This window comes from Philodulcilactobacillus myokonensis, assembly GCF_027923585.1.
In the GTDB taxonomy this organism is placed as follows: domain Bacteria; phylum Bacillota; class Bacilli; order Lactobacillales; family Lactobacillaceae; genus Philodulcilactobacillus; species Philodulcilactobacillus myokonensis.
The window spans coordinates 37,055-61,251 of the sequence record NZ_BRPL01000004.1 but is presented as its reverse complement, the minus strand read 5'-3'; the positions used below and the strand labels follow the sequence as shown (position 1 = coordinate 61,251).

Here is a 24,197-nt window from a genome sequence, read left to right as displayed (position 1 = left end):
GAATTTTATCCCTCTTATTTGTTTAAAACGGTTTCTAATTTGTTCAAAACTTCGTCGTATCCGACCATCATGTTACCAAGACGTTTTCTGAAGACATCCTTATCTAATGATTTCTTAGTTTTAGCATCAACTAAACGGCATGAATCTGGTGAAATTTCATCGGCTAAGATAATGTGGCCATCACTAGTTTTACCGTATTCAACTTTGAAATCGACGAGGATAATGCCAATTTCAGCAAACAAAGCTTTTAAATCTTGATTAATTAAACGGGTTTGTTTTCTGATCCAATCAATTTCTTTTCCGGTTAAAATTCCAAATTCTTCAACTTCTGAGTCGTTAATAATGGGATCATGAAGTTCATCGCTCTTGTAATAAAATTCTTCAACCGGTTTCTTGAACTCTAGAAGGTGTTTTAAACCGAAACGTTTTTCAATGCTGCCGGAAGCATGGTTTCTAGCAACCACTTCTAATGGAATCATAGTAACTTTACGGTTCAATTGATCAGTATCTGATAATTGTTTAATAAAATCAGTCTTAATGCCCTTTTGATCTAAATATTTAAAAATCAAACTGGAAATTTTATTGTTAACTTCACCTTTTTTATTAATCAATTCGTTTCTTAAACCATCACCAGCAGTGGTGTGATTGGTATAGTGAACGCGATAAACTTCTGGATCGTCAGTTGTAAACATTTGTTTGGTTTTACCTTGTTTTACTAAATTAGCCATTATAATTAATCCTCCTAGAAATTAACAAATCTATTCAAACTGCTTTAATGATTGGAGCAAACGATCGATTGAATTGCCCATCACGGTAATGTGTCCCATTTTACGGCGAGGTCTGATTTCGGCCTTACCATAATCGTGGAAATGCCATTCAGGGTGCTTTGGTAATTCTTTTCTGCCTAACGTTAATTCATCCCCAAGCATGTTAACCATCACTGCTGGTTGATACTGGTGAACTTCTGGAATTTCTAAATGACAGATACTTCTGATATGAGCTTCAAACTGAGAGATATTGCAAGCTTCAATCGAATAGTGGCCAGAATTATGGGGACGAGGTGCTAATTCATTGACCATTAAATTACCATCTGGCATGACGAAGAATTCAATTCCTAAAATGCCGGTCAAGTGCAGAGCATTGGCAATCTTGGTTGCCATTGAAACGGCCTGTTTCTTAACGGAATCATCAACCCGGGCCGGGATAATGCTGGTGTGTAGAATATGGTGCCAATGATGATTTTCACTAAGCGGAAAGACAATCACCTTTCCCTTCGCATCCCTGGTAACCATAATCGAAGCTTCTTTTGTAAATTCCTGGCGTTCTTCATAGATCCACTCACGGTGGTCTAAATTAACCGTGCTAATGTCTGATTCTTTATTAATGTCATATTGACCGTGACCGTCATAACCACCTTCAGCAGTCTTGATGATGCCAGGCATGCCAATCTTTTTAACGGCAGCTCTTAAATCAGCTTCGGTTTTAACATCAGCATAATCAGTAACTGGAACTCCACAGCTTCTTAAAAAGTCCTTTTCATGAAGCCGGTGACTAGTAATTGCTAGTTCACGGGTTCCCTGTGGAACTTCGGTTAAGCTTGAAACCTTAGCTAGAGCATCCTGATCAACGTTTTCAAATTCGTAGGTTAAAACGTCAGAACGTTTAGCCAGTTTAGTTAAAGCATCGACATCATCATATTGAGCAACAATTTGAAAATCAGCGACTTGAGCTGCTGGTGCATGGGGCGTCGGATCTAAAACACCGACTTTATAACCCATGTACTTAGCAGACAAAGCCATCATCTGGCCTAATTGTCCGCCGCCTAAGATACCGATTGTCGCTGGAGGTAAAATTGGTTTATTTGAGATTTTCATTACTTTTAATTGCTTCTTTCGTTTGATTTTGGCGATAATTAATTAATTGTTTTTCAACGTCTGAATCATGAAGCCCGATAATTTGAGCAGCTAATAAAGCAGCATTTTTAGCGCCAGCATTACCAATGGCAACCGTTGCAACTGGGATGCCACTTGGCATTTGAACCATGGATAATAATGAATCCATACCACCCAATGCTTTTGTCTGAACTGGTACTCCAATCACCGGAAGTGGTGTATTAGCAGCCAACATTCCCGGCAAATGAGCAGCGCCACCAGCAGCTGCGATAATTAATTGATAATGTTCGGATTTAGCTTTGCTACCGAATGATTGTAATTGTTTTGGCATCCGATGAGCTGAAATAACCCGTTTACTATAAGAAACATGAAGTTGATCCAATAATTGAGCCGTAGCTTTAACATGTGGCCAATCAGAAATTGATCCCATGACTAATGCAACTTGCATTTAAAATATCCTCCTCAGCTTGTACTTGTGATTTCAGTTATAATTATATCAATGATAATTCATCAATTCAATACATTTTACGAACTTTTTAATTATATTATGTTTATATTGTTCGTATTAATTAAGAGTGAAAGAAAAGAACCCATATTAAATATGGATTCTTAATTTATTTCTTTAATAAACGAACGCCATAAACGCCATCAATTTGCTTCAATTGATTGAGAACTTTTTGTTCGTCTTTTAATCCGTCAACGTCAATAATCGTATAAGCCGTATGTTCTAAACTGGCATTACTCATTTTATCAATGTTAACACCGGCATCCCCTAAGATATCAGTTAACTTCCCAACCATTTTGGGAACATTTTGATGAATCAAAGTAATTCTTAGTGGTCCTTCAAATGGCAACCTTAATTGAGGCAAATTAACTGAGTTAGTTGTATCGCCAGTCTTCAAATATTTCATAATCGTTCTAGCAGCTTGGGTTGATCCATTTCGTTCGGCTTCGTGGGTCGCACCACCAATATGGGGTGTAACAATCACATCATCTCTGCCTAAAATTTGATCTTCACCGAAATCAGTGGCATAAGTTTTAATCTTATGGTTATCTAAATATTTAACAACATCGGTGTTATTTACAATTCCAATTCGAGAATAATTAAAGAGGTGGACCCCTGGTTTCATCATTTCCATTTCTTTAGCACTGATTAAACCAGTCGTTTGTTTGTTCTTTGGAACGTGGACGGTCACGTAATCGGCATTTTGAATGGCTTCCTTCATCGAATCCACTCGATGAATGCTAGTTGAAATTCGCCATGCGGCATCGGTATTTAAATACGGATCATAGCCATAAACATCCATCCCTAAGGCACTAGCAGCATTGGCAACTAATGAGCCAACATGACCAACGCCAATCACAGCTAGTTTCTTACCGGCAAGTTCACTACCTCTGAAGTTATCTTTAGCTTTTTCAGTATGGAGTGAAATATCGGCGCCACTATTTTGTTCAGCATAGTGGTAGGCCGGGATTAAATTTCTGGAGGTAGCAACCATAACCGCAATTACCAGTTCACGAACGGCATTAGCATTACTACCGGCCGTGTTAAAAACTGCAATTCCTTGTTTCGTAGCACGTTCTAATGGAATATTATTGAATCCAGCACCGGATCTAGCAATTACCTTTAGTCTGTCAGGGAAATTAACGTGGTGCATGTCAGCCGAACGAATCAAAAATGCATCGGCATGATCAGATTTATTAATTTGGTAATCCTTCGTAAATGTGTCCAAACCTTCTTGTGCAATTACGTTATAAGTTTTAACTTGGTACATCGTCTCCACTCCTTTAATTAATGCTTCTTTTCAAAATCATGTAAGAAATCAATTAATGATTGGACACCTGCTGTTGGCATGGCATTGTAAAAACTAGCTCGCAATCCACCAACGCTCCGGTGGCCTTTGATACTCATTAGCCCATGCTGAGTGGCTTCTTTAGCAACTTGTAAATCTAATTTCTGATCTCCAGTGGTGAAGATGGTGTTGGTCAAAGAACGATCACTTGGTTTCACATCATTTCTAAACAACTTGGATTGATCCAAAAAATCATACATCATCTTTGACTGTTTACGATTATGTGATTCCATCACGTCGACTCCACCTTGTTTCTTCAGCCATTTCAAAACTAAACCGGCAGCATAGATTGAAAAGACCGGTGGGGTATTATAAAGTGAATTCTTTTTAGCAAATAATGAATAATCAAGGATGCTAGGTATCTTAGGAACTTTTTTGAGCAAATCATCCCTAACGATCACAATCGTGACCCCGGCAGGCCCTAAATTCTTTTGAGCACCAGCAAAAATCATCCCGAAATCTTTGACGCTATACCGCTCAGCAAGAAAATTAGATGACATATCCCCAACTAATGGCAAGTGGGTCGGATTATTAATTTGATGATAAGTGGTTCCTTCGATCGTATTATTGATTGTCACATGTAAGTAATCATCATTTTTTTGATTAAATGTTAACGATAAATGAGGTAATTCATGATAATGTTCTGATTTAGTGGAATCAAGAACGTCAACTTGATAGCCTAACTTGATCGCTTCGTCATGAGCTTTAGATGCCCAATGACCACTGTCAAGTAGTGCTAGGCGATGATGCTTAGAAGCTAGGTTCATTGGTGCAGCAGCAAATTGGCCCGTTCCACCACCTTGAAAGAAAAGAATCTGGTAATTATCAGGTACTTGCATTAAATCTTTTAAATCCTGTTTAGCATTATCAATCACATTTTCAAATAAAGTGGAGCGATGAGAAATTTCTAAGATGCTCATCCCGCTACCGTGAAAAGATGTTAGTTCCTTTTGAATTTGTTTAATGACTGGTGCTGGCAGTACTCCTGGACCAGCAGAAAAATTATATACAGTTGACAAAAGAATCCCCTCTAATTATTCTTTAATTATTTTAGTGCTTAAAAAGAAAGTATCATAAATTCTTAAAAACTTCAATCTTTAATTTTGTGTTGATTTCCGAACTATGCCATAATAATATTAAAAATATAATTTGAGGGGTTTACATAAAAAATGACGACATTTTACTTTATTCGCCATGGTGAAACCAAGGCAAATATTATGAAATTAAAGCAAGGAACGATTAATTCTAAAATGACTTATTTAACTGACCATGGAAAGCAGCAAGTTAGAAATCTAAAAAATCATTTTAAGATTTCATTTGCGGATCGACTATTTGTTAGTCCACTTCATCGCACCCATCAAACCGCGGAGATTCTTAATCACGATGCTAAATTACCGGTACAAGATGACCAGCGGTTATTGGAAATTTCATACGGTGATTGGGACGGTCAAAATAATGTTGATTTAGAACAAAAGTACCCTAAATATTTTGATTCCCATGTTCATGATGTTTTACCAACATATGCTAAAGTAGCGCATGGTGAAACTTTTGAATCAATTATGAAACGAATCAAACAATTTATGAATGATATTGCAAAACATTACCCGGATCAAAAAATCGTGGTTGTTACCCATGGTTTCACGGTTAAAGCTGCTTGCATGGCAGCATTAGATTTAAAAGATCATTTTATGGTAATCCAAGAACCTGATAATGCTAGCGTCACTAAAATTATGTTAGATCACGATCAATTTTATATTCCATATTATAACCGTACTTTCTAGATCACGTCCTTAGTAACAATGCCAATTAAATGAAATGTTAAATTTTTAATATATATTTTATACTACTCACCTATGATGATGATATAATCAAGTTGGAGCTTGAACAGACGACTAAACGCCCAGTGTTTACAATTTAAGTTTTTATCGGATGCCAATCTACATCCCCTCATGAGGAGATCATCATCATGAAAAGTAAGTTTAATTTAGATTTTGTAAAACGATTAACCCTCAAACAAAAAGCAGAGTTAGTCACTGGTCATCATTCTTGGTATACCTATGAAATTAAGAATAAGGGCATTCCAAAAGTAGAAGTTTCAGATGGACCATCAGGATTAAGAAAATCAATATCTAATCAAACGGAAGGAATCAATCAAAGTGTTCAAGCCATCTGTTTCCCTAGTTCTGCATTGACCGCCTGCTCATTCGACACCAGGATGCTTTTTAAATTGGGTCAACAGTTAGGAATTGCATCCAGAGTTGAAAATGTCGATGTTTTACTTGGTCCTGGAATCAATATTAAACGATCACCATTAAGTGGCCGCAACTTTGAATTCTTTTCAGAAGATCCATATTTATCCGGTGAATTAGGTAGTGCATATGTAAATGGCGTTCAAAACAAAGGCGTTGGCGTGAGCGTAAAGCATTTTGCTGCTAACAATCGTGAAAACCAACGTTTCTCTAATTCATCTAATATTGACGAACGTGCACTACGCGAAATTTATCTTTTAGGTTTTGAAAAAGTGGTTAAAGAAGCTAATCCAGCAACAATCATGTGTTCTTATAACAAAATTAATGGTACTTTAAATTCACAGAATCCACGTTTATTAACCCAAATTTTACGAAATGAATGGGGTTATCAAGGACTTGTGATGTCCGATTGGGGCGCCGTTGACAACAAGCCTGCATCATTAAATGCTGGTCTTGATCTTGAAATGCCTGGTAAGGGGGAATATTCAGCTCAATTAGTAATGAATGCCATCCAAAATGGAACATTAAGTGAATCCAAATTAGATTTAGCTGTTTTACATGTCCTTAAATTGGTTGAAAAGTATCATCTTGATGCCAAAACAATTTCTTCATATGATAAGGGCACTCAACATGAATTTGCTAAAAAAGCTGCTGAAGATAGTATTGTTTTGCTTAAAAACGATCATCAAACCTTACCCATCCACAAAGATGAAAAAATTGCAATTATTGGTAAATTAGCAGAGAAGCCACGATACCAAGGAAGTGGCAGCTCACATGTTAATTCTTATCAAGTCACGACCCCATTGGAAGCTGCTAAAAACAGTGGTTACAAAATTCAATACGCTGCTGGATATTCATTAGACCGTGACCAAACTGATAACCATTTAGTTCAACAAGCCATTAATTTAGCTAAAACTAATGACCGCGTAATTGTTTTTGCTGGTTTCCCTGAAAGTTATGAATCAGAGGGATTTGATAAAACTAGCATGGCACTCCCTAATGTCCAAAACGACTTAATTAAGAAATTAGCCCAGGTCAACCATAACATTACGGTTGTTTTGCAAAACGGATCCGCTGTTGAAATGCCGTGGCGCAATGATGTTTCTGCAATTCTAGAAACTTACCTTGCTGGCGAAGCAGTTGGTGATGCCACATGGGACATTTTAACTGACAAGGTCAATCCATCTGGTAAATTAGCTGAAACCTTCCCAATTCGATTAGAAGATAATCCAACTTATGGCACCTTTGATGTTAGTCATCGTGAAGAAAACTACTATGAAGGGATCTTCGTTGGCTATCGTTATTATGATTTGAAGCACATGAAAGTTAACTATCCGTTTGGACATGGCTTAAGTTATACAACTTTTGATTATAGTAAACTTCAAATCAATCAAGATGGTAACCGTGTCACTGTCGATTTTGATATTAAAAATACTGGCAATGTTCGTGGTAAAGACGTTGCTCAAATCTATGTGTCAAATGAAGCTAGTTCAATTCCATTACCTGAAAAAGAATTGAAAGCATTCACTAAAGTTGAATTACAGCCAGGTGAAACTAAACACTTATCAATCAAATTAAACCGCCGTAGCTTTGCTTGGTATGATGTCCAACTTCCAGGTTGGCGTGTTGACAATGGTAATTACACGATCAAGGTTGGCCGTTCATCACGAGATATTCAATTAGAACAATCTGTTCACATTCATTTAGGTATTAAACCATCTCAAAAGATTACTGAAAACACTTATGTCAGTGAAATTCTAAACCGATCCGATCTCAAACCAGCAATTAAAGAAGCTGGTATTAAATCACAGTTAGATAGTATTGGCGCCGATGCAGCCGTTCTAGCCAACATCCCGCTAAGAGCAACTAATATGATTAATATTAAACCTGAACAAATGAAAAAATTTATTGAACTAGCTAACAAATAATAATTAGTAAAAATAAAATCCACTTCCAGTTTTTTAATTGGAAATGGATTTTTATTTTGTTAATTTAAAAACTATATAAAATCAGATTTAACTGCATCCCAAATACTTTGGGCAACATCAATCTGATTCATTGAATATAAATGGATTCCGTGAACATTGTGTTCAACTAGATCATGGATTTGGTCAATTGCATGTTGAATGCCAATTTGTTTCATCGCCTGCAGATCATCTTGATTAACATTCATATTATGAGCAAATGATTTTGGAATAGTTGCATGTGACATTTGAGACATCTTTTTTAATTGGTGAACACTTGTACAAGGCATAATTCCTGCTTCAATTGGAATGTTTAGATAGGCATCATCAGAACACTTTTGTAAATGATAAAAACTTTGGTTATCAAAAAACAATTGTGAAATCATCTGAGTACTTCCGGCATCCCGTTTTAATCTTAAAAATGGCATCTCATCATGCAAAAATTGAATATCATTAGATGGATAACAAGCACTTGCAACTATAAATGATGGAAAATTGGAGTGAATAAAATTAATTAATTGATTGGCATGCTCAAAAACATGTGGTGATGCTAAATTACTAATTTGATTACCCTGTAGTGCTAAAATTTGGTGAACGTTAATTTGATCAAGCCGTTTCAATACAGAGATAACTTGTGCTTTGGTTTGATACCTTCCAGGCAAATGAACCATGGCGGGAATTTTTAAATTATTTTGAAGATAATTTGCAACATCAATAGTATTTTGATTTTGAATGGTGCCATTAGTTCCTAAGGTAACAGACGTAAAAGCGGGATGCATTTGCTGAAATTTTTTTAACATTAGTTGTATTTTGAAATTTGGTAAATTATGTTTAGGGGGAAAAATTTCAAGTGAAAAAATTGGCATGTATTAAAGATCCTTTGATGGTATTTTAATATTAAAATACTTTAGTATTAAAATTATATAACAAATTATAATTAATATTATTATAAAGCATAAAATTTACTTTTGGCAAAATGATTTTAATGATTAATATAATTATTTTCATTTGAATCTTGAATACATTAAGCGTATATTCTAGGTGAAAGGAGAAATAGTTATGAAAACATATGATTTATCAGGCGAACTAACTGACGATGATTTAACAATTATTCACTCTGCATTGGATGATACTGAAACAGATTCTGCGAAAGAATTGAGTGAAAAATTAAAATCATCCAAACCAAATAATTTAACCCATGATGATGTTGTCGAAATTATCAAGGCACTGTTTCATGCTATTAATCGAACTAGAAATACATTCGGAACGGTGGAAGATATTTTGCCATTCAATGTTGCTTTGGGTCATGTTAGTGAATTCCCCAATAAAGCTAATAAATAATTTAAGAGATAGATTTTAATCAATTCACAAAAATTAAATCCGAAATGAACCCCTAGCGTTAAATTACAATTAATTTAACTTTAAGGGCTCCTTTCGTGCGTTATCCAATACATAGTCAAATCAAAATTCATCCCTAAATAATTTAATTTGGGGATGAATTTTTATTTTTTAATATCTTAATTTTAATTACTTATGATTAACTAATCTGATAAATTCATCAACTTTATTCGGATCAACACCAAACATATTGGCTCCTCGAATTGGAAAAATTTGATGATCAGCTCTGATCTTGTGCATGGCATCTTTAATGCCAACTTTTTCAAGGGCAGGCTGTAAATCGGGACGTTCGACAACTTCTTTAATATAGGTATTCGGGGTAACTTTTTTGTATAAATTGCTACCTAAATCAACTTGCACATTTTCCTTTAATCTAATGTCTCGTGATGAACTACCAATTAAAATAGTGTAGGTTCCATTATCGACATGCCAACCTGGAATTTTAGTGTCATACCAAGCAAAACTACGACGATCTAATTTCAAAGAGACATGTTTAGTTTGGTTAGGTTGTAATTCAACCTTGCGGAACCCCTTCAATTCTTTTAATGGTAATTCTGCTAAACTAACTTTATTTTGAACATAGACTTGGGAAACTTCTTTACCAACAACATCCCCAGTATTAATGATATCAAAGTCAACATCAACATGGTCAGTATCATCATTAACAACTAAATTGCTGTATTTAAAAGTCGTATAACTTAAGCCATGACCGAATGGATAGTTCACATCAACTTTTGCTAAGTCATAGAAACGATAACCAACGAAGATTCCTTCATGATAATTTTCTTCACTCTTGCTACGATCAAAAGTACCAGCAGTAGGATTATTTGATAGTTTAATTGGAAAAGTTTCAGGTAACTTACCAGAAGGATTAACTTTACCGGTTAAGATATTCCAAGTAGCAGATCCGACAGCTTCACCGGCTAGGTACGATTCTAGGATGGAAGAGACATCGTCAATCCACGGCATTTCAACGGGCGAACCATTTTGCAAAACTACAACCATATTAGAATTGGATTGAGCAAGTTTTTTAATGAGACGATTTTGGTTATCAGGTAATGAAATATTAGTTTTATCAAAACCTTCTGCTTCCAAGCTTGCCGGAACGCCTGCAAAAAAGATTACTTTATCACTGTTTTTAGCTAGATTGGTAGCTTGATCGGTTAAATCCTGATTGTCACCATTTTCTTTAATGTTGTACCCATCAGCGTATTTAACTTTGTAACCACTATTTTCCGCAATTTGTAAAGGCGTTTCAACTTTATAAGTATTAACGTGGGAACTGCCACCACCTTGGTATCGAGGAGTTTTGGCTAACTGACCAATAATGGCAATGTTATCTGATTTTTTCACCGGTAAGGTTTTATGTTCATTTTTTAATAAAATCATGCTATCTTCGGCAGCTTCTTCAGAAAATTGGTGTTGATTATCCATACTAAAATTATCATAATCAAAAGTTTTCGAAGTGACTTGATCAACTAATTCTAGTACCTGCAATGCAGCTGAATTTAATTTTGATTCTTCTAAACTGCCGTCTTTAACGGCATCAACAACTTGTTTGATTGAATATTGACCTTTCCCTGGCATTTCAAGGTCTAAACCAGCATTTAAAGAAGCAATCTTATCAGCAACGGCTCCCCAATCAGACATCACGACACCTTTATATCCCCATTCATCTCGAAGAATTTCAGTCAATAAATGGTAATTTTGTGAATTTAATTTTCCATTAATCGGGTTATATGAACACATGATACAAGCTGGATTAGCGTTCTTTACGATTTTTTCAAATGCTGGAAGGTAAATTTCCCTTAGGGTTCTTTCGTCAACATTAACAGAAGCAGTGAAACGTTGGTTTTCACGATTATTAGCAGCAAAATGTTTTACACTAACTCCGGTACCTTCATATTGAACCCCATTAACATAGGCAACGCCTAATTCACCAGTTAAATATGGATCTTCCGAAAAGAATTCAAAGTTACGGCCGCCTAGCGGTGAACGTTTAATATTAATTCCGGGGCCTAATAATAAATTAACATCCTGGGAACGTGCGGCACTCCCAAGATGTTTGCCTAAATTAAATAGCATTTTGGTATCAAATGAAGATGCAGTTAGACACGAACTTGGGTAACCGACTGCTTTAGCAGAATTTCCTGACATGTCTGATTGTCGACTAAGTCCCGAGGGTCCATCTGACATTGAAATACTTGGAATATTTTTATCCTTATTCTCTGCTGTAAACCAAAATTCTCTACCAGTAACTAATGCAGCTTTTTCTTCCACCGTTAACTTTTGAACAAAAGCCAAATTAAATTTGTTGTTCATAACCGATAATCCCCTTACATACTAATGCAATCAAGCTAAACAACATTCAAAAATGATGAACAGCAAAATGATGAATTCGCTTTCATCTATGAATCAACTTTATTATAGCCTAATAATTTTAAAATATATATTAAAAAGCAAATCCACATTCTAATTTTATTAGAGTGCGGATTCTTGATCCTATTTTATTTTTGATGGTGCTTTCAAGAAAGGACGTGACGGTGCTGATTTCGTTTGGATGCGAAAATATTTTTAGTTGCATCCCAAATTCTCTGCGTTACATCTGCTTTATCCATTGTGTATAAATGGATGCCATCAACACCGTGGGATACCAAGTCAATAATTTGATCAATGGCATAGGCAATCCCAGCGTCCTTAATTGCTTTTGGATCATCTGCATATTGATTCATCATGTGACGATACTTTTCTGGAATCGGGACGTGGGCAATTTCAGTAATCCGTTCAATTTGCTTTTTACTAGTGCAGGGCATAATTCCAGCCTCGATTGGAACGTGAATCCCTGCTAACGCTGTCCGTTCTTCAAAATTGTAAAAAGTTTGGTTATCAAAAAATAATTGTGAAATTAAATGAGTGCAACCGGCATCAACCTTTAACTTCAAGTGCTCGATGTCATCGACATAGTTTTGTGATTCGGGATGTGGATAGGGATAACAGGCGCCCGCAATGTCAATCTTTGGAAAATTAGCATGAATAAAGCGAACTAATTGATTGGCATGCTGAAAATCACCTTCAGATTGTAGTCCCTTGATCTTGTCACCACGCAAAGCTAAAATATTTTTAACGTTTGATTGTTGTAATTGCTTAATTAAATTAATAACTTGTGCTTTTGTTTGATATAAGCCTGGAACATGTGCCACCGCTGGAACGTGAAAAGTGTTTTGAATGATATCAGCAATCTTGGTCGTTTGTTGACTTCTGGTTGTTCCACCAGCGCCAAGTGTCACCGAGATGAAATCAGGTTGAACGGTGTTCAAATCGTAAAGGGTTTTAATAATGCGGCCATTGGATGATTGACGTCTGGGTGGAAAAACTTCCAGTGAAAAGACAGTCTTGTGTTTAAACAAATCATGAATGCACATTTTCAGACAACTCCTTCCGAACCCGCTTGGTTGCTTCAACAATATTCTTTAAACTTTCAAATGCCTGTTTTTCAGTTCTAGTCTTTAATCCACAATCTGGATTGACCCATAGTTTTTTAACCGGCAACTTATGAACTAATTTAGTAATCAAATCCTGAACTTCTTCTTCAGATGGAATCCGTGGTGAATGAATATCATAGACTCCTGGACCCATTTCTGTCTGGAAATGATTTTCAGCTAACTCATTAATTAAAGTAAAGTCACCACGGGAAGCTTCGAATGAAATGACGTCAGCATCCAAATCATCGATGGCATCCAAAATATCACCAAAACGGCTATAGCACATGTGGGTATGAATCTGGGTCGTTGGTTTCACACCACTATGAACCAAACGGAATGCAGGAACCGCCCAGTTCAAATACTTAACGTACCAATCAGATTTTCTTAGGGGTAATCCTTCACGTAATGCTGGTTCATCAATTTGAATAATTTTAATCCCATGTTTTTCTAAATCAAGGACTTCATCCCGCAATGCTAATGAAATTTGGGTAACAACTTCCTTTTGCGGAATGTCTTCACGCGAGAACGACCAATTGAAGATGGTAACGGGGCCAGTAATCATCCCTTTAACATAGTGATCCGTTAAACTATTGGCATAGACCGAACTGGCAACGGTAATCGGATGGGTCCTTTGAACATCACCCCAGATAATGGGTGGTTTAACACCTCTAGTTCCGTATGATTGAACCCAACCGTTCTTGGTAAATGCAAAGCCATCCAGGTTATCACCGAAGTATTCAACCATGTCATTTCGTTCATATTCACCGTGAACTAGGACATCTAACCCAACATCTTCTTGCCATTTGATGATCCGCTTGATCTTGTTGCGGTTAAACTGGTCGTATTCTTCTTTTGTAATCTTACCTTGATTAAACTTATGGCGGTTAGCACGAACATCCTTGGTTTGCGGGAACGAACCAATCGTCGTGGTTGGTAAGATTGGCAAGTCAAAGGTCTTCTTTTGAATTTTTTCACGTTCGGATCGTTCCGGTTTTCTAATGTAATCCTGCGGTTGAAGTTGATTGATTCGGTGGTGGACAGCGGGACGATAGGGATGTTTAACGTCATGAAACAATTTTTCATTGGCAGCTAAAGCTCGTTTTCCTTCATCATCATCTTGTAAAACATGGTCTAATTCATGCAGTTCATTCAACTTTTGGATGGCAAATGCTAAATGTTGTCTAACATCCGGTGCCACTTCGTCTTCATCTTCAGCAGTGTATGGAACAAACAAAAGTGAAGTCGATGTGTTTAAAACGACTGGCGATTTAACATTCAATGACCTTAATAATTCAATTGTTTGGTCATAATTATTTCGCCAAACGTTACGGCCATTCACAACCCCAGCAAAGAGAACCTTGTCTGATGGAAAACCATGTTGTTGGATCAAGTGAATATTTTCATCACCTTCAACAAGGTCCAAACCAATTCCATCAAATGGTTTCTTGATCACGTCGGTATAAACATCGCGAATGTCACCAAAGTAATTTTGCAAAACAACTTTAACGTTGCCCTTTCGTCGCAAAATTCCATCGTATAATTTGTCAAAGAGTTGGTGGTCTTCTGAATCAACATCGAATGATAAAGCCGGTTCGTCAATTTGAAGCCATGAAACATTTTGTTGATTCAAACGGTCTAAAACTTTTGAATATGCTTCAATCAGTGGTTTAACAAAATCAACTGGCTGCTTGCCATCAACGAAACGTCCTAACTTCAAAATGGTGTAAGGGCCAATAATAACCGCCTTCGGATTGATACCTAGTGCTTTGGCTTCATCAACCTCATTAAATAATTTGTCGCCAACCAACTTAATATTAGTTTCATCGCTAAATTCCGGCACAATGTAATGGTAGTTGGTGTTGAACCACTTCTTTAATGGTAATGCCCTGACATTGCCTTGATTAGATTGATAACCTTGAGCTTGGGCAAAGTATTCATCTAGCTTTGAAAGCTTTAATTGTTTGTATCGGCTTGGAACAATGTTCAAAACGTTCGCAACGTCTAATAAGTTATCATAAAATGAAAAGTCACCAACTGGAATTAAATCAATCCCAGCCTTCTTTTGAGCGAGCCAATGTGTTTTACGCAATTGACGGCCCACTTTTAATAATGCCTTCTGGTCAATTTCATGCTTCCAATAATGCTCTGTTGCAAATTTTAATTCTCTATGATGACCAATTCTGGGAAATCCAATAATCGTTGTACTCATATGACTCGCTCCTTTAATTTGTAATTAATTAATTTGGGTAATAAAAAACGCCCCTAAACTATATCAACTTAATGATTAGTTTAGAGGCGTTTATGTATAACGCGGTGCCACTCTATTTCGGTAATTAAATCTAATTACCCTTACGAAGGACTCCGAGGAATCCTTGAACCTGATAACGAAGGTTGTTCGTAGCTAACTTGAATTCATCTCATTAGCTAACATTGCTCCCGGACCATTTTCATGAAGCATTCAAACACTGCATTTCATCAGCACAGCTCTCTTTAGATCAAAACCTCTTCATTACTTATCCGCTCGTTGCAATTAATTATGTTATAAGCATAATACAATCAAATTCTAATAAATGCAAGGGAATTATTAAAATAATTTTAAAAAATGGGGTAAAAAGAAAGGTCTAGTTAAATCTAGTCCCTAATACCAAGGTAAGCAACAAAGCGATTAACCAACGTTATTACCTTAAGAGCATCATTATAATCCTTTTACAATTACAATAAACATTAATTTATTTTTTAAATCTAAATTTTAAACCAATTTGATAACAACAAATTAAATTAATCACAATTAAAATTATGAAAACAAGAGATAGGATAAACGTCAAAATCCAGTTTAAAACTGGAATATTAACTATCCAGTAGATACTTAAAATACCACTAATCACTCCTAAAACTAGTCCAGGTGTGTATGATCGAACTAAAATTGATTGAATAATATGACCAATAATGTGATAATCATAAGCTAAAATAAGTGAAACATATAAATAATTAAAATTAGGATGAATCAAAATGATATATGTAAATATCATCAGTAATATTAATTCTTCTAAAATAATTAAGCTGAATAATGATTGTGATGCATTCACCATTTTATCCTTAATTTTTAAAGGTAATTTCGGAATTATAGTTTGTTTAAATTTATTAAAAAATATAATTTCTTCCATTTCATGGAGCATGAAGAAAGAGGGAAATAATGAAATTAGGACGTTTGAGGTTAACATTTTTCACCAACTTATTTATTACTTTTGTTGTGAGTACGCTAATTATATATAATTAAGTCATTATAAAAATAATACCGTATGATGTCTAGCAATTACTTTTTTAATAAGATCACTTTGTCGAAAGTTCCGGACGGTTTTTATTTTATAATCTAACCTTAGAAAATAAAATAGTTAATAATACTTATCATCAAAGCAATAATTGATACTATTAATGCGGCTATACTTAATGTTTTATTGTTCATGATAATTTATTTAAAAATTCCTTTCTTTCTATTGGTATATATTCATAGAGCTACTATGAATAGTATAAAATCTAAAACTTATTAATTTAACGTACTTTTAAAACTGCATGCGCAGAAGTGATTCTTATATAATTAAAACCTATTGATTTAACATACTTCTAAAACAGAATTATTAAAAATATCATATAAAGTCGTGATCTAAAACCTATTGATTTAACATACTTCTAAAACTAGTGAGTAAACGAAAAATAACGGTTGGAAGATCTAAAACCTATTGATTTAACATACTTCTAAAACTTGGAATTGTTGATACCAAACAACAATGATGATCTAAAACCTATTGATTTAACATACTTCTAAAACCCGCTCATCATAGATTGAATAACTCTGATAGATCTAAAACCTATTGATTTAACATACTTCTAAAACAAAGCGCGCTGATGTCTAGAAATATTTGTTGATCTAAAACCTATTGATTTAACATACTTCTAAAACCGACGAAACCCACTATCAGATAAGCAATATGATCTAAAACCTATTGATTTAACATACTTCTAAAACAAGATTGGAATTGGACTGTTACTGACTTGAGATCTAAAACCTATTGATTTAACATACTTCTAAAACGTAATGGAATGAAACAGGGAAAACCCGTTGGATCTAAAACCTATTGATTTAACATACTTCTAAAACTTACTTTGATGCTGGTGCTAATCCTGCTGCGATCTAAAACCTATTGATTTAACATACTTCTAAAACGTTGAACCATTATAAACGACATTCTTATTTGATCTAAAACCTATTGATTTAACATACTTCTAAAACGCCTTGCTTAATCCTTAATTCATTGACTGAGATCTAAAACCTATTGATTTAACATACTTCTAAAACTTATTCAGAAATACGATTCTTTTTTGTGTTGATCTAAAACCTATTGATTTAACATACTTCTAAAACACAATGTCATCAACATATTTTCTTCTATCTGATCTAAAACCTATTGATTTAACATACTTCTAAAACAGCCTTGATTATCAATTAATAACTGATTCAGATCTAAAACCTATTGATTTAACATACTTCTAAAACAGCCCAAACGTTTTGTTGAAGTATTTAGTGGATCTAAAACCTATTGATTTAACATACTTCTAAAACCGATTCACCATGAACATTCATATAAAAAAAGATCTAAAACCTATTGATTTAACATACTTCTAAAACCGTTTTTTTATAATCATTTTCTAATGGCTTAAAAATACGCATCAATATAATTTCAGCTTAAGCACTTGTATAACAGCTTTTATTATGAATATTAATTATCATTTGAATTATGATAATATTTTTAACTTATTGATTAAATAATGATGATGAGCTACATCATCTAAAACATTTACAATTATATTATCTATTTTCTAATACCAATCAACAAAATCCCGATCAATATAATTAAAAAGACAATTTGGATATAATTTTCTATCACTAATATTGTTAAATTCTAACATAATCAATGAAATTCCTGAACTATTACATAAAGATTCAATTTCAGTAATTTGTTTACCATCTAAATAATGACTGGCATTTGTTAGTCCAATAATGGATAAGTCATGACATTCTAAATGAAGCTTAATTATAGAACTTAGTTTATCATATGGATTATTTAATGCCAGTGAATCAAAATGAACATTTGCATATTTAAAGGTATTTTTTAAATCGTCATTAGGAGTTACTTTCAACGGCAAATCAACCATAAACAAACTCTTCTGGACTAGAGTATATAATTTACGATTAATTTCATGTAATTCATTCATCTCGTTGTCAGTTAAATTTTCAGTAATTTGTTTAATTAATTGGCGACTATATTTAGAATTAATAGGAACTTCCATTAAATCGCCAATCCAATCAACATTTCGATTTAATTCTAATTCTTCATATTTATCATTAAACAAGTGTATCTTTTGATCATCATTTCCAGAAAAAGCATTTATAAAATCCATATACACCGTTCGATTGTTAGTACCAATCACTGAAATTTTACCGTTATCAATTTTAATACTATGATGCGTTTCATACGTTAAATTCATAAAATAATTGTCCGATCTGAAGTGTTTCTTATGTCTTCAACTGGCTTTCCTGTAATAAAATGCATGTCATTATATTGTTTTTCAGTCATCATCATACTTTGAATAACACCTTTTTGCGGTGCAAAGGCTGAAACTCGGTTATCAATAAATTTAGCTGAAAGACGATTAACACAAACCTTAGCATAAACAGAATATTGAATCATCACGAAGCCTTCATTTATCAAACTTTTTCTAAAATGACGATAGTTTCTTTTATCTTCGCTCGTTTCAGTCGGTAAATCAAACATTATCATTAATCGCATTATTCGGTACCTCATTTATTAGTTCCACCTTTACTGTACAATCTTTCCCTTTAGTTAAATATTTTAAACAATTTCTAGTATATTGAGCAATTGCATTTTTTAAAATTGTCTTTCGACCATTGTATTTTACTTCAATATTTAATAAACGAACTAAACCAAATTTCACATCCGGAGTTAATTGATTAAATCTTTGATTAGCCAACCATAAATCAATAACTGGCCTAAATGGTTCCATTAAATCTGATCCTAAATTAAAATGATTTTCTTCACTGTGGTGATGGATTCCTAAATATGTTAGATAACCGTTAGCAGTAATTTCTCGATTAAAATCAGATAGTAATATCGAATAACCATAATTTAATGCTGCATTCATAGGTAAGAAATCTCGCCTAGAATATTCTTTTCCAAAAAGTAATTTAAAATATTTTCTTGCTACAACTGCTTCACGATTAGTTGTATCTCCTACTTCTAATTTATCTAACTCATTATCTAATGATTTAGTATCAATTCTATATATTCTTAAAACGGATATTTGATTAATCATTTTTTGATTAACAATTTTAGTCCAAAGAATTTGTTTTCTGTCATTTGACCATTTAAATTGATGGTTTAAAAGCAATAAACTTCTATCATTTGGATAATGATTAATTGTTTCACAAGCTGGTTCACCATCATTGTCTGAGAAAATAATTTTTACTTGTTTCTTATTCAACTGACTAATTAATTCTGTTGTAATAACTGCTTGTGTTGTTGCCACTAATACTAAATAAATATCATCAATTGGAATAATATTAATTCCATCCATTGTCTGAACATTCATTGAATGTGCTGAATATGATAATTTAGCATGTTGAGATATAATAACGCTTCTCCATCCCATAAATAAATTCCTTTCCATGATTAAAAACCGATTTTAAATATGATCGTTTTTTAATTTACTATAGTTTTTTAACTTGTAATTTACGTTCAAATAGCCCCGTTGGTGATTGGTAAATAATGTATGCATTTGGCGATAAATTTATTCCTGAACTATACTGCATTTGCCCTAAAGGCGTTTTTATACCAATTTCTTTAACTGAAATATACGTCGGATTAGCATGGATCCCATTTAAAATATTGATCAATAAATCGAATTTACCATTCTGCTTATTAATATAATAATTAGGTAAGTCTCTAAATAGATTCAATCCTTTATTCAATCCATTTCTAAAATTACTCTTATCATAAAGTGGTAAATATTTATTCACCTTATTTAAAATATCTTGATAGGCATCTACAAAGCGTTGACTAATTTCTTTATCAGACAATTCATTTAAATCACTATGATAGCGTTGGCTTACTTTACGATCTGGATTTAAGAGCGCCATTGTTCTATTGGTCTCATTATTAAAGACCAATTGACGAGCATTATATTTATATGTCGAGCTTCCTAAAGTATACTTCTCATCACCATCAATGATTAACTGACGATACATTAATTTATCTAAAACAACTTGGTATCCATTTTTTCGGTCTTTCTTAGATAATGAATCACCTGCAATTTGGTGTATCATCTTTTTATATTCTACAGAATCATTTTTCTTTAACCGATTAACCTTATCTAAATATCTTAATGACAATCCGACAACTTTATATTTAGTTCCTTTAGGATCGTTAATTTTTACAAGCATCATATAGGCATCTGTATTACCACTATGCCCACCATAAATATTAACGGGTCTATCTTTTTTAATTTTTATTTTACTATGAACATTTCCGGCTGGGTAAACACTCTGATTAAATAGTTGACCCTTCCTGGTAGAAACTTCGTGGGTTATCAGCATAAATTTATAGTTATAAATAGATTTAATATACTTAATAGCATCTAAACGCTTTAGAATTAGATCACCATCATTGTTATAGATTTTATTTTCATTTTTATCTCTAGGATTTGTAATATCATGCAAGAAAGTAAAATTATTTAGATTTTTCACGTTATCAATACTAGCAAATTTCTTGAAATCACTATATACAAAATAATTTCTTAATTTAGGATATCTTCTGTATAAATAGCATCCATTAAATGTCGTTAGGTATGCATCTAAAGCGTGATGATAATCATTTTCTTCACGACTCTTATATAAATCAAAAGTATCACGCATCTCAGAATTCATTTTAGCTTTAATTTCAATAATCTTAGTGTCATCACTTTGATAATGACTCTTTAAAATGTTAGCAACTAATTTAATCACTTGGCTAGTTTCTACTAATTGGCGATGAACAAAACCATTTTTCACATACTTATTAATTTTATCAACACGTAATTGAAGATTCTTTAATTTACGTTTCGAAATTAAACCTTGACGTTCCATACTTTGCCATTTTGGAATCATGGTATAAATATTACATTTACTAGAATTAGACAATCCATCTAAAGGTGTTGCATCCCCCTTTTCATGATTAATACTGGAACTCGTAAGGACCCGATTAGACAGAGAATTATCTTTCATAAATGATTGGGGAATAATATGATCAATATCATAATCTTGAAGTTGATCAATATTAAGATTATGACCTGTATAAATATCCTTACCTCGTTGTGTAAAGTATAAGTATAATCGATCGGTCAGTCCCTTATATTTCTTCTTAGCTGACTTAAATTCATCCATTAATCCTTTATCTATTTGTTTAGATAATCTCACATATTTTTTATTGATTTCGCTTGCGCGGCTTTTTTTAATTTCTGAATTATCTTCTGGATTTCTGGTAAATTCAATGGAAATTGAAGTTGGAGCTTGTCCACCCATTGCGCGTTGAATATCTTCAACGACTTTCATAACCTGTCGGATGGCCTTTTTATTTTGTGGTGAAGTATAAGCATCATCTAAAATACTTTCCATCCCCATCTCATGAACTTGTTGACCATTAATTTTATCAATTTGTTCTTTAATTGATGGATCAGAAATAGCCTGCATAAAATTAGCACGCTCATTCCATAAAACATCAATAATCCGTTCGCCTTGCTTATTCCTTAATCCGGTCAAAAGCTTTTTAGATAATCTTCCCCAACCGTTATAACGTTTATTAATAAGTTGCTTACGTTGATCTTTAGTTAACCATTTAATATCCAATAATTTTTGTTCAAAAATATTACGATCCTCAAAAACAGTTGACCATTCAATTATTCTTTCAAAATCATCTTGTAAATCTGGATTATCTATTTGTTCACCAAAAATTTTATGATAGTCATTATATGCAATTAAACCATTATTAAATTTCTTTGGATTGGATAATCCTGTAATAGTTGGTTTATTAGGATACCCTAATTTAGATAAGAAATAATTTTGAAGTTTTTTAACTGAAACGGTTTTATTTTTCTTAAAAAGATCATTATATATTTTATGTTTAAGATTTACATCATCTGCTAAACGTTTACCATTAATTTTAATAAAATTAAGTTCATTTAACACCTTAAATTCTTGATAAATCAAGCTATTATCTGGTAACACATCTTCACTTAGTAAATAGGTATCTTTCACCGTCATGCGCTTAATGAATCGATTAGCACTTGCCATTCGATTAACTTTTTGATTAAAATTCCAAGGAGTAATCTGACCAGCTTCTTTTCTAACCATCCATGCAAAATCAGCATTAGACGATTTTTGCTGGTCTTCTTTAGTAATCATTGGACCAACATAATAAGGAACCCTAAATGAAACAAGCATATCAAGCTTACGTTGTTGTTCTTTAAGCCAAGGATAATACTTACTTTGGTTTCTAATAATATTATCTAATTCAATTTGATGAATTTGATGTGGTATATTTCCATTTTCGTTATTTCTTTGTTTCAATAAATAATTTTGATTATCAATTAATTCACTGATTTCATCAACATAACTTTTAATTTTATTTGAATTTCTAATGATATTTTGAAATGCATCACAATCAAATAAATTTTTCATAATAGAATAAAAATCATCTTGTGATATTTTATGTTGATTACCCATTACCCTTATTAACACTCTTAATACTCTTAGTAGCATTACCCTTAATATTGTTAAGTAAATTTTTAAAATCATCTTGATTAAAGTTTTCCTGATTTAGATTTCCAATATATAGTGCATAAGCTAATTTAAAATCATTTTGTAATTCTTTATTATTTATTAATGATATCAAATTTTTAAGATTTGATAACTGATCATGATGTTGATGATAACGATCAATCATCGCTTCAGAAAATGTTTTACCGTTAGGAATAATTTGATTTAATTTGTATCGAGAATATATTTTCTTTAATGTTAATAAAATATCCTTTTGATTATCATTTAAATTATTATCATCAATAATAGATAGTAGTTGGTCATCACTATTTGCATCAGATAATTTTAAAGTTATTTTATCAGCGTCAACCATATTTAAAAGAACATTTATTTTAGATTTATATCCAATAATAAGAGCAGCAATTTCTTTTCCAATATTCTGATTAACTTTATTTACATTTTTTTGAATATCCTTATCTTGAATATTTTTCCAAATACTATTATTTAATACTAATTCTGAAAGCTGTTTCTTCTTATCAACATTTTTAATTTCATGACTTAATAAAACATTACCGATTTTTTTATAATTACTTGTGTTTAAATGAAATTTAATTTGTAAATTATCATATAAATTATTAATTAAAGGAAAAAGTTCATCAAGATGTAATTCAGAAGCTTCAAAGGAAGAAACCGGGGTATTATCCAAAAAATTACCACGATATTTTACAATATGATGAATTGCAAGATAAATTTCCTTAATATCAGCCTTTTTATTTTCCGTAGCTAATTTATGTCTTAAATGATATATGGTTAAATGATGGTCCCCATTTCGATAAAAATCACTATCTCCTTTTTCATTTTCTGGAAAGAGTAAAGAGCCAAAATACTTTTTGCGTGGATCTTTATTAGATATGTTAGATTGTGTTAAACGTTTAAAGAAATTAGGATCTTCTTTTATTAAGTTAGAATTATTAATAAAAAGTTGATTTAATAAATTAATTCTCCATTGGCGACGTTTATATCGACGCCTTGTCGTTCTGAAACTACGACGTTCAGCTGCCGTTTTCCCTTCATTAAACAAGCGAGCTCCAATAATATTTTTACCTTTTTTATGTATTATCTTATTGTGATCATCAATTACGGCAAAACCAATTGATGAAGTACCAATATCTAATCCAATATGATAATTTTTGATTTTTTTCATTTAAATCTCCTTAAAATTTATAAACTATTCTGGTAAATATATAATTTATAAACTATTCTGGTAAATATATAATTAGTAGACAATAAATAATTATATTCTACTTAATATCTAAATTCAATTTTTCATTGAATTTAGATGGATTTAAGTATATAATTTATTTTGTTGGGCAGCTCCCAACATTTAAAACTTATTGATTTAACATACTGAGTTAAAATCAAACGCAAAAGTTTATATCTTTGGCCCTTTTATAAAGGGCATACATAAAATGTAAAAGCACTATACTAGAAATA

At 32.9% G+C, this 24,197-nt stretch carries 18 protein-coding genes, 1 CRISPR repeat array and 1 other annotated feature; of the genes, 3 read left to right on the top strand and 15 right to left on the bottom strand.

Annotated features, from left to right (window positions below; genetic code table 11):
- Positions 1-14: 14 nt before the first annotated feature.
- The 5 genes from purC to serC all read right to left on the bottom strand — a co-directional run bounded on the left by purC (position 15) and on the right by serC (position 4,764).
- Positions 15-728: a phosphoribosylaminoimidazolesuccinocarboxamide synthase gene (gene purC / locus WR164_RS07515; protein ID WP_286136992.1), complete on the bottom strand. Its 714-nt coding sequence runs from the start codon at positions 726-728 to the stop codon at positions 15-17.
- 30 nt (positions 729-758) lie between these two features.
- Positions 759-1,874, bottom strand: coding sequence for a 5-(carboxyamino)imidazole ribonucleotide synthase (gene purK, locus WR164_RS07510; RefSeq protein ID WP_286136991.1), 1,116 nt, complete (start codon positions 1,872-1,874; stop codon positions 759-761).
- On the bottom strand, positions 1,858-2,340 hold the full coding sequence (gene purE / locus WR164_RS07505) for a 5-(carboxyamino)imidazole ribonucleotide mutase (RefSeq protein WP_286136990.1): 483 nt from the start codon (positions 2,338-2,340) through the stop codon (positions 1,858-1,860). Before purE ends, purK begins: the two co-directional genes overlap by 17 nt.
- Before the next feature lie 166 nt (positions 2,341-2,506).
- The gene (locus WR164_RS07500) at positions 2,507-3,667 is read right to left on the bottom strand and encodes a phosphoglycerate dehydrogenase (RefSeq protein WP_286136989.1); all 1,161 of its coding nucleotides are present in this window, start codon (positions 3,665-3,667) and stop codon (positions 2,507-2,509) included.
- 17 nt (positions 3,668-3,684) lie between these two features.
- Complete coding sequence (gene serC, locus WR164_RS07495; protein ID WP_286136988.1) at positions 3,685-4,764, bottom strand: 3-phosphoserine/phosphohydroxythreonine transaminase; 1,080 nt, start codon at positions 4,762-4,764, stop codon at positions 3,685-3,687.
- Between the two features lie 150 nt (positions 4,765-4,914).
- Here serC and WR164_RS07490 point away from each other — a divergent pair, with 150 nt between their 5' ends.
- Entirely contained in the window at positions 4,915-5,526 is a 612-nt protein-coding gene (locus WR164_RS07490; protein WP_286136987.1) for a histidine phosphatase family protein, read from the top strand.
- A 185-nt stretch (positions 5,527-5,711) separates the two neighbouring features.
- Positions 5,712-7,922, top strand: a complete 2,211-nt coding sequence (locus WR164_RS07485) for a beta-glucosidase (protein ID WP_286136986.1) — start codon at positions 5,712-5,714, stop codon at positions 7,920-7,922.
- 71 nt (positions 7,923-7,993) lie between these two features.
- Here WR164_RS07485 and WR164_RS07480 read toward each other — a convergent pair whose 3' ends face one another.
- On the bottom strand, positions 7,994-8,824 hold the full coding sequence (locus tag WR164_RS07480; RefSeq protein WP_286136985.1) for a methylenetetrahydrofolate reductase: 831 nt from the start codon (positions 8,822-8,824) through the stop codon (positions 7,994-7,996).
- Positions 8,825-9,017: 193 nt separating this feature from the next.
- On the opposite strand from WR164_RS07480, the gene WR164_RS07475 reads away from it, so the two are divergent.
- Positions 9,018-9,299, top strand: a complete 282-nt coding sequence (locus WR164_RS07475) for a hypothetical protein (RefSeq protein WP_286136984.1) — start codon at positions 9,018-9,020, stop codon at positions 9,297-9,299.
- Between the two features lie 186 nt (positions 9,300-9,485).
- Here the strand turns inward: WR164_RS07475 and WR164_RS07470 are convergent, their stop codons facing one another.
- The 9 genes from WR164_RS07470 to cas9 (WR164_RS07430) form a co-directional block, all read right to left on the bottom strand.
- Complete coding sequence (locus WR164_RS07470; protein WP_286136983.1) at positions 9,486-11,678, bottom strand: beta-glucosidase; 2,193 nt, start codon at positions 11,676-11,678, stop codon at positions 9,486-9,488.
- A 203-nt stretch (positions 11,679-11,881) separates the two neighbouring features.
- Positions 11,882-12,778, bottom strand: a complete 897-nt coding sequence (gene metF / locus WR164_RS07465) for a methylenetetrahydrofolate reductase [NAD(P)H] (RefSeq protein WP_286136982.1) — start codon at positions 12,776-12,778, stop codon at positions 11,882-11,884.
- Positions 12,765-15,047: a 5-methyltetrahydropteroyltriglutamate--homocysteine S-methyltransferase gene (gene metE / locus WR164_RS07460; protein WP_286136981.1), complete on the bottom strand. Its 2,283-nt coding sequence runs from the start codon at positions 15,045-15,047 to the stop codon at positions 12,765-12,767. The genes metF and metE overlap by 14 nt, the downstream gene beginning before the upstream one ends.
- A 79-nt stretch (positions 15,048-15,126) precedes the next feature.
- Positions 15,127-15,372, bottom strand: a binding site (T-box leader).
- 195 nt (positions 15,373-15,567) lie between these two features.
- Positions 15,568-16,059 carry an HXXEE domain-containing protein gene (locus WR164_RS07455; protein WP_286136980.1) on the bottom strand — a complete coding sequence of 164 codons (492 nt, stop codon included), beginning with the start codon at positions 16,057-16,059 and terminating at the stop codon, positions 15,568-15,570.
- A 310-nt stretch (positions 16,060-16,369) separates the two neighbouring features.
- Positions 16,370-17,522: direct repeats of the CRISPR family, unit length 36 nt; unit sequence GATCTAAAACCTATTGATTTAACATACTTCTAAAAC.
- A gap of 191 nt (positions 17,523-17,713) precedes the next feature.
- Entirely contained in the window at positions 17,714-18,382 is a 669-nt protein-coding gene (csn2, locus tag WR164_RS07450) for a type II-A CRISPR-associated protein Csn2 (protein ID WP_286136979.1), read from the bottom strand.
- On the bottom strand, positions 18,379-18,684 hold the full coding sequence (gene cas2, locus WR164_RS07445; protein WP_286136978.1) for a CRISPR-associated endonuclease Cas2: 306 nt from the start codon (positions 18,682-18,684) through the stop codon (positions 18,379-18,381). Before cas2 ends, csn2 begins: the two co-directional genes overlap by 4 nt.
- Complete coding sequence (gene cas1, locus WR164_RS07440) at positions 18,662-19,564, bottom strand: type II CRISPR-associated endonuclease Cas1 (protein ID WP_286136976.1); 903 nt, start codon at positions 19,562-19,564, stop codon at positions 18,662-18,664. Before cas1 ends, cas2 begins: the two co-directional genes overlap by 23 nt.
- A 58-nt stretch (positions 19,565-19,622) precedes the next feature.
- Positions 19,623-22,670 (bottom strand): type II CRISPR RNA-guided endonuclease Cas9, encoded by a 3,048-nt coding sequence (gene cas9, locus WR164_RS07435; RefSeq protein WP_286136975.1) that lies wholly within the window; start codon positions 22,668-22,670, stop codon positions 19,623-19,625.
- The gene (cas9, locus tag WR164_RS07430) at positions 22,663-23,907 is read right to left on the bottom strand and encodes a type II CRISPR RNA-guided endonuclease Cas9 (protein WP_286136974.1); all 1,245 of its coding nucleotides are present in this window, start codon (positions 23,905-23,907) and stop codon (positions 22,663-22,665) included. Before cas9 (WR164_RS07430) ends, cas9 (WR164_RS07435) begins: the two co-directional genes overlap by 8 nt.
- Positions 23,908-24,197 lie beyond the last annotated feature (290 nt).

What these genes read in the sequence shown, in the direction of transcription:
- purC (WP_286136992.1), bottom strand. Translation starts at nt 728, where the DNA reads ATGGCTAATTTAGTAAAACAAGGTAAAACCAAACAAATGTTTACAACT.
- purK (WP_286136991.1), bottom strand. Translation starts at nt 1,874, where the DNA reads ATGAAAATCTCAAATAAACCAATTTTACCTCCAGCGACAATCGGTATC.
- purE (WP_286136990.1), bottom strand. Translation starts at nt 2,340, where the DNA reads ATGCAAGTTGCATTAGTCATGGGATCAATTTCTGATTGGCCACATGTT.
- WR164_RS07500 (WP_286136989.1), bottom strand. Translation starts at nt 3,667, where the DNA reads ATGTACCAAGTTAAAACTTATAACGTAATTGCACAAGAAGGTTTGGAC.
- WR164_RS07490 (WP_286136987.1), top strand. Translation starts at nt 4,915, where the DNA reads ATGACGACATTTTACTTTATTCGCCATGGTGAAACCAAGGCAAATATT.
- WR164_RS07485 (WP_286136986.1), top strand. Translation starts at nt 5,712, where the DNA reads ATGAAAAGTAAGTTTAATTTAGATTTTGTAAAACGATTAACCCTCAAA.
- WR164_RS07480 (WP_286136985.1), bottom strand. Translation starts at nt 8,824, where the DNA reads ATGCCAATTTTTTCACTTGAAATTTTTCCCCCTAAACATAATTTACCA.
- WR164_RS07475 (WP_286136984.1), top strand. Translation starts at nt 9,018, where the DNA reads ATGAAAACATATGATTTATCAGGCGAACTAACTGACGATGATTTAACA.
- WR164_RS07470 (WP_286136983.1), bottom strand. Translation starts at nt 11,678, where the DNA reads ATGAACAACAAATTTAATTTGGCTTTTGTTCAAAAGTTAACGGTGGAA.
- metF (WP_286136982.1), bottom strand. Translation starts at nt 12,778, where the DNA reads ATGTGCATTCATGATTTGTTTAAACACAAGACTGTCTTTTCACTGGAA.
- metE (WP_286136981.1), bottom strand. Translation starts at nt 15,047, where the DNA reads ATGAGTACAACGATTATTGGATTTCCCAGAATTGGTCATCATAGAGAA.
- WR164_RS07455 (WP_286136980.1), bottom strand. Translation starts at nt 16,059, where the DNA reads ATGTTAACCTCAAACGTCCTAATTTCATTATTTCCCTCTTTCTTCATG.
- csn2 (WP_286136979.1), bottom strand. Translation starts at nt 18,382, where the DNA reads ATGAATTTAACGTATGAAACGCATCATAGTATTAAAATTGATAACGGT.
- cas2 (WP_286136978.1), bottom strand. Translation starts at nt 18,684, where the DNA reads ATGCGATTAATGATAATGTTTGATTTACCGACTGAAACGAGCGAAGAT.
- cas1 (WP_286136976.1), bottom strand. Translation starts at nt 19,564, where the DNA reads ATGGGATGGAGAAGCGTTATTATATCTCAACATGCTAAATTATCATAT.
- cas9 (WP_286136975.1), bottom strand. Translation starts at nt 22,670, where the DNA reads ATGGGTAATCAACATAAAATATCACAAGATGATTTTTATTCTATTATG.
- cas9 (WP_286136974.1), bottom strand. Translation starts at nt 23,907, where the DNA reads ATGAAAAAAATCAAAAATTATCATATTGGATTAGATATTGGTACTTCA.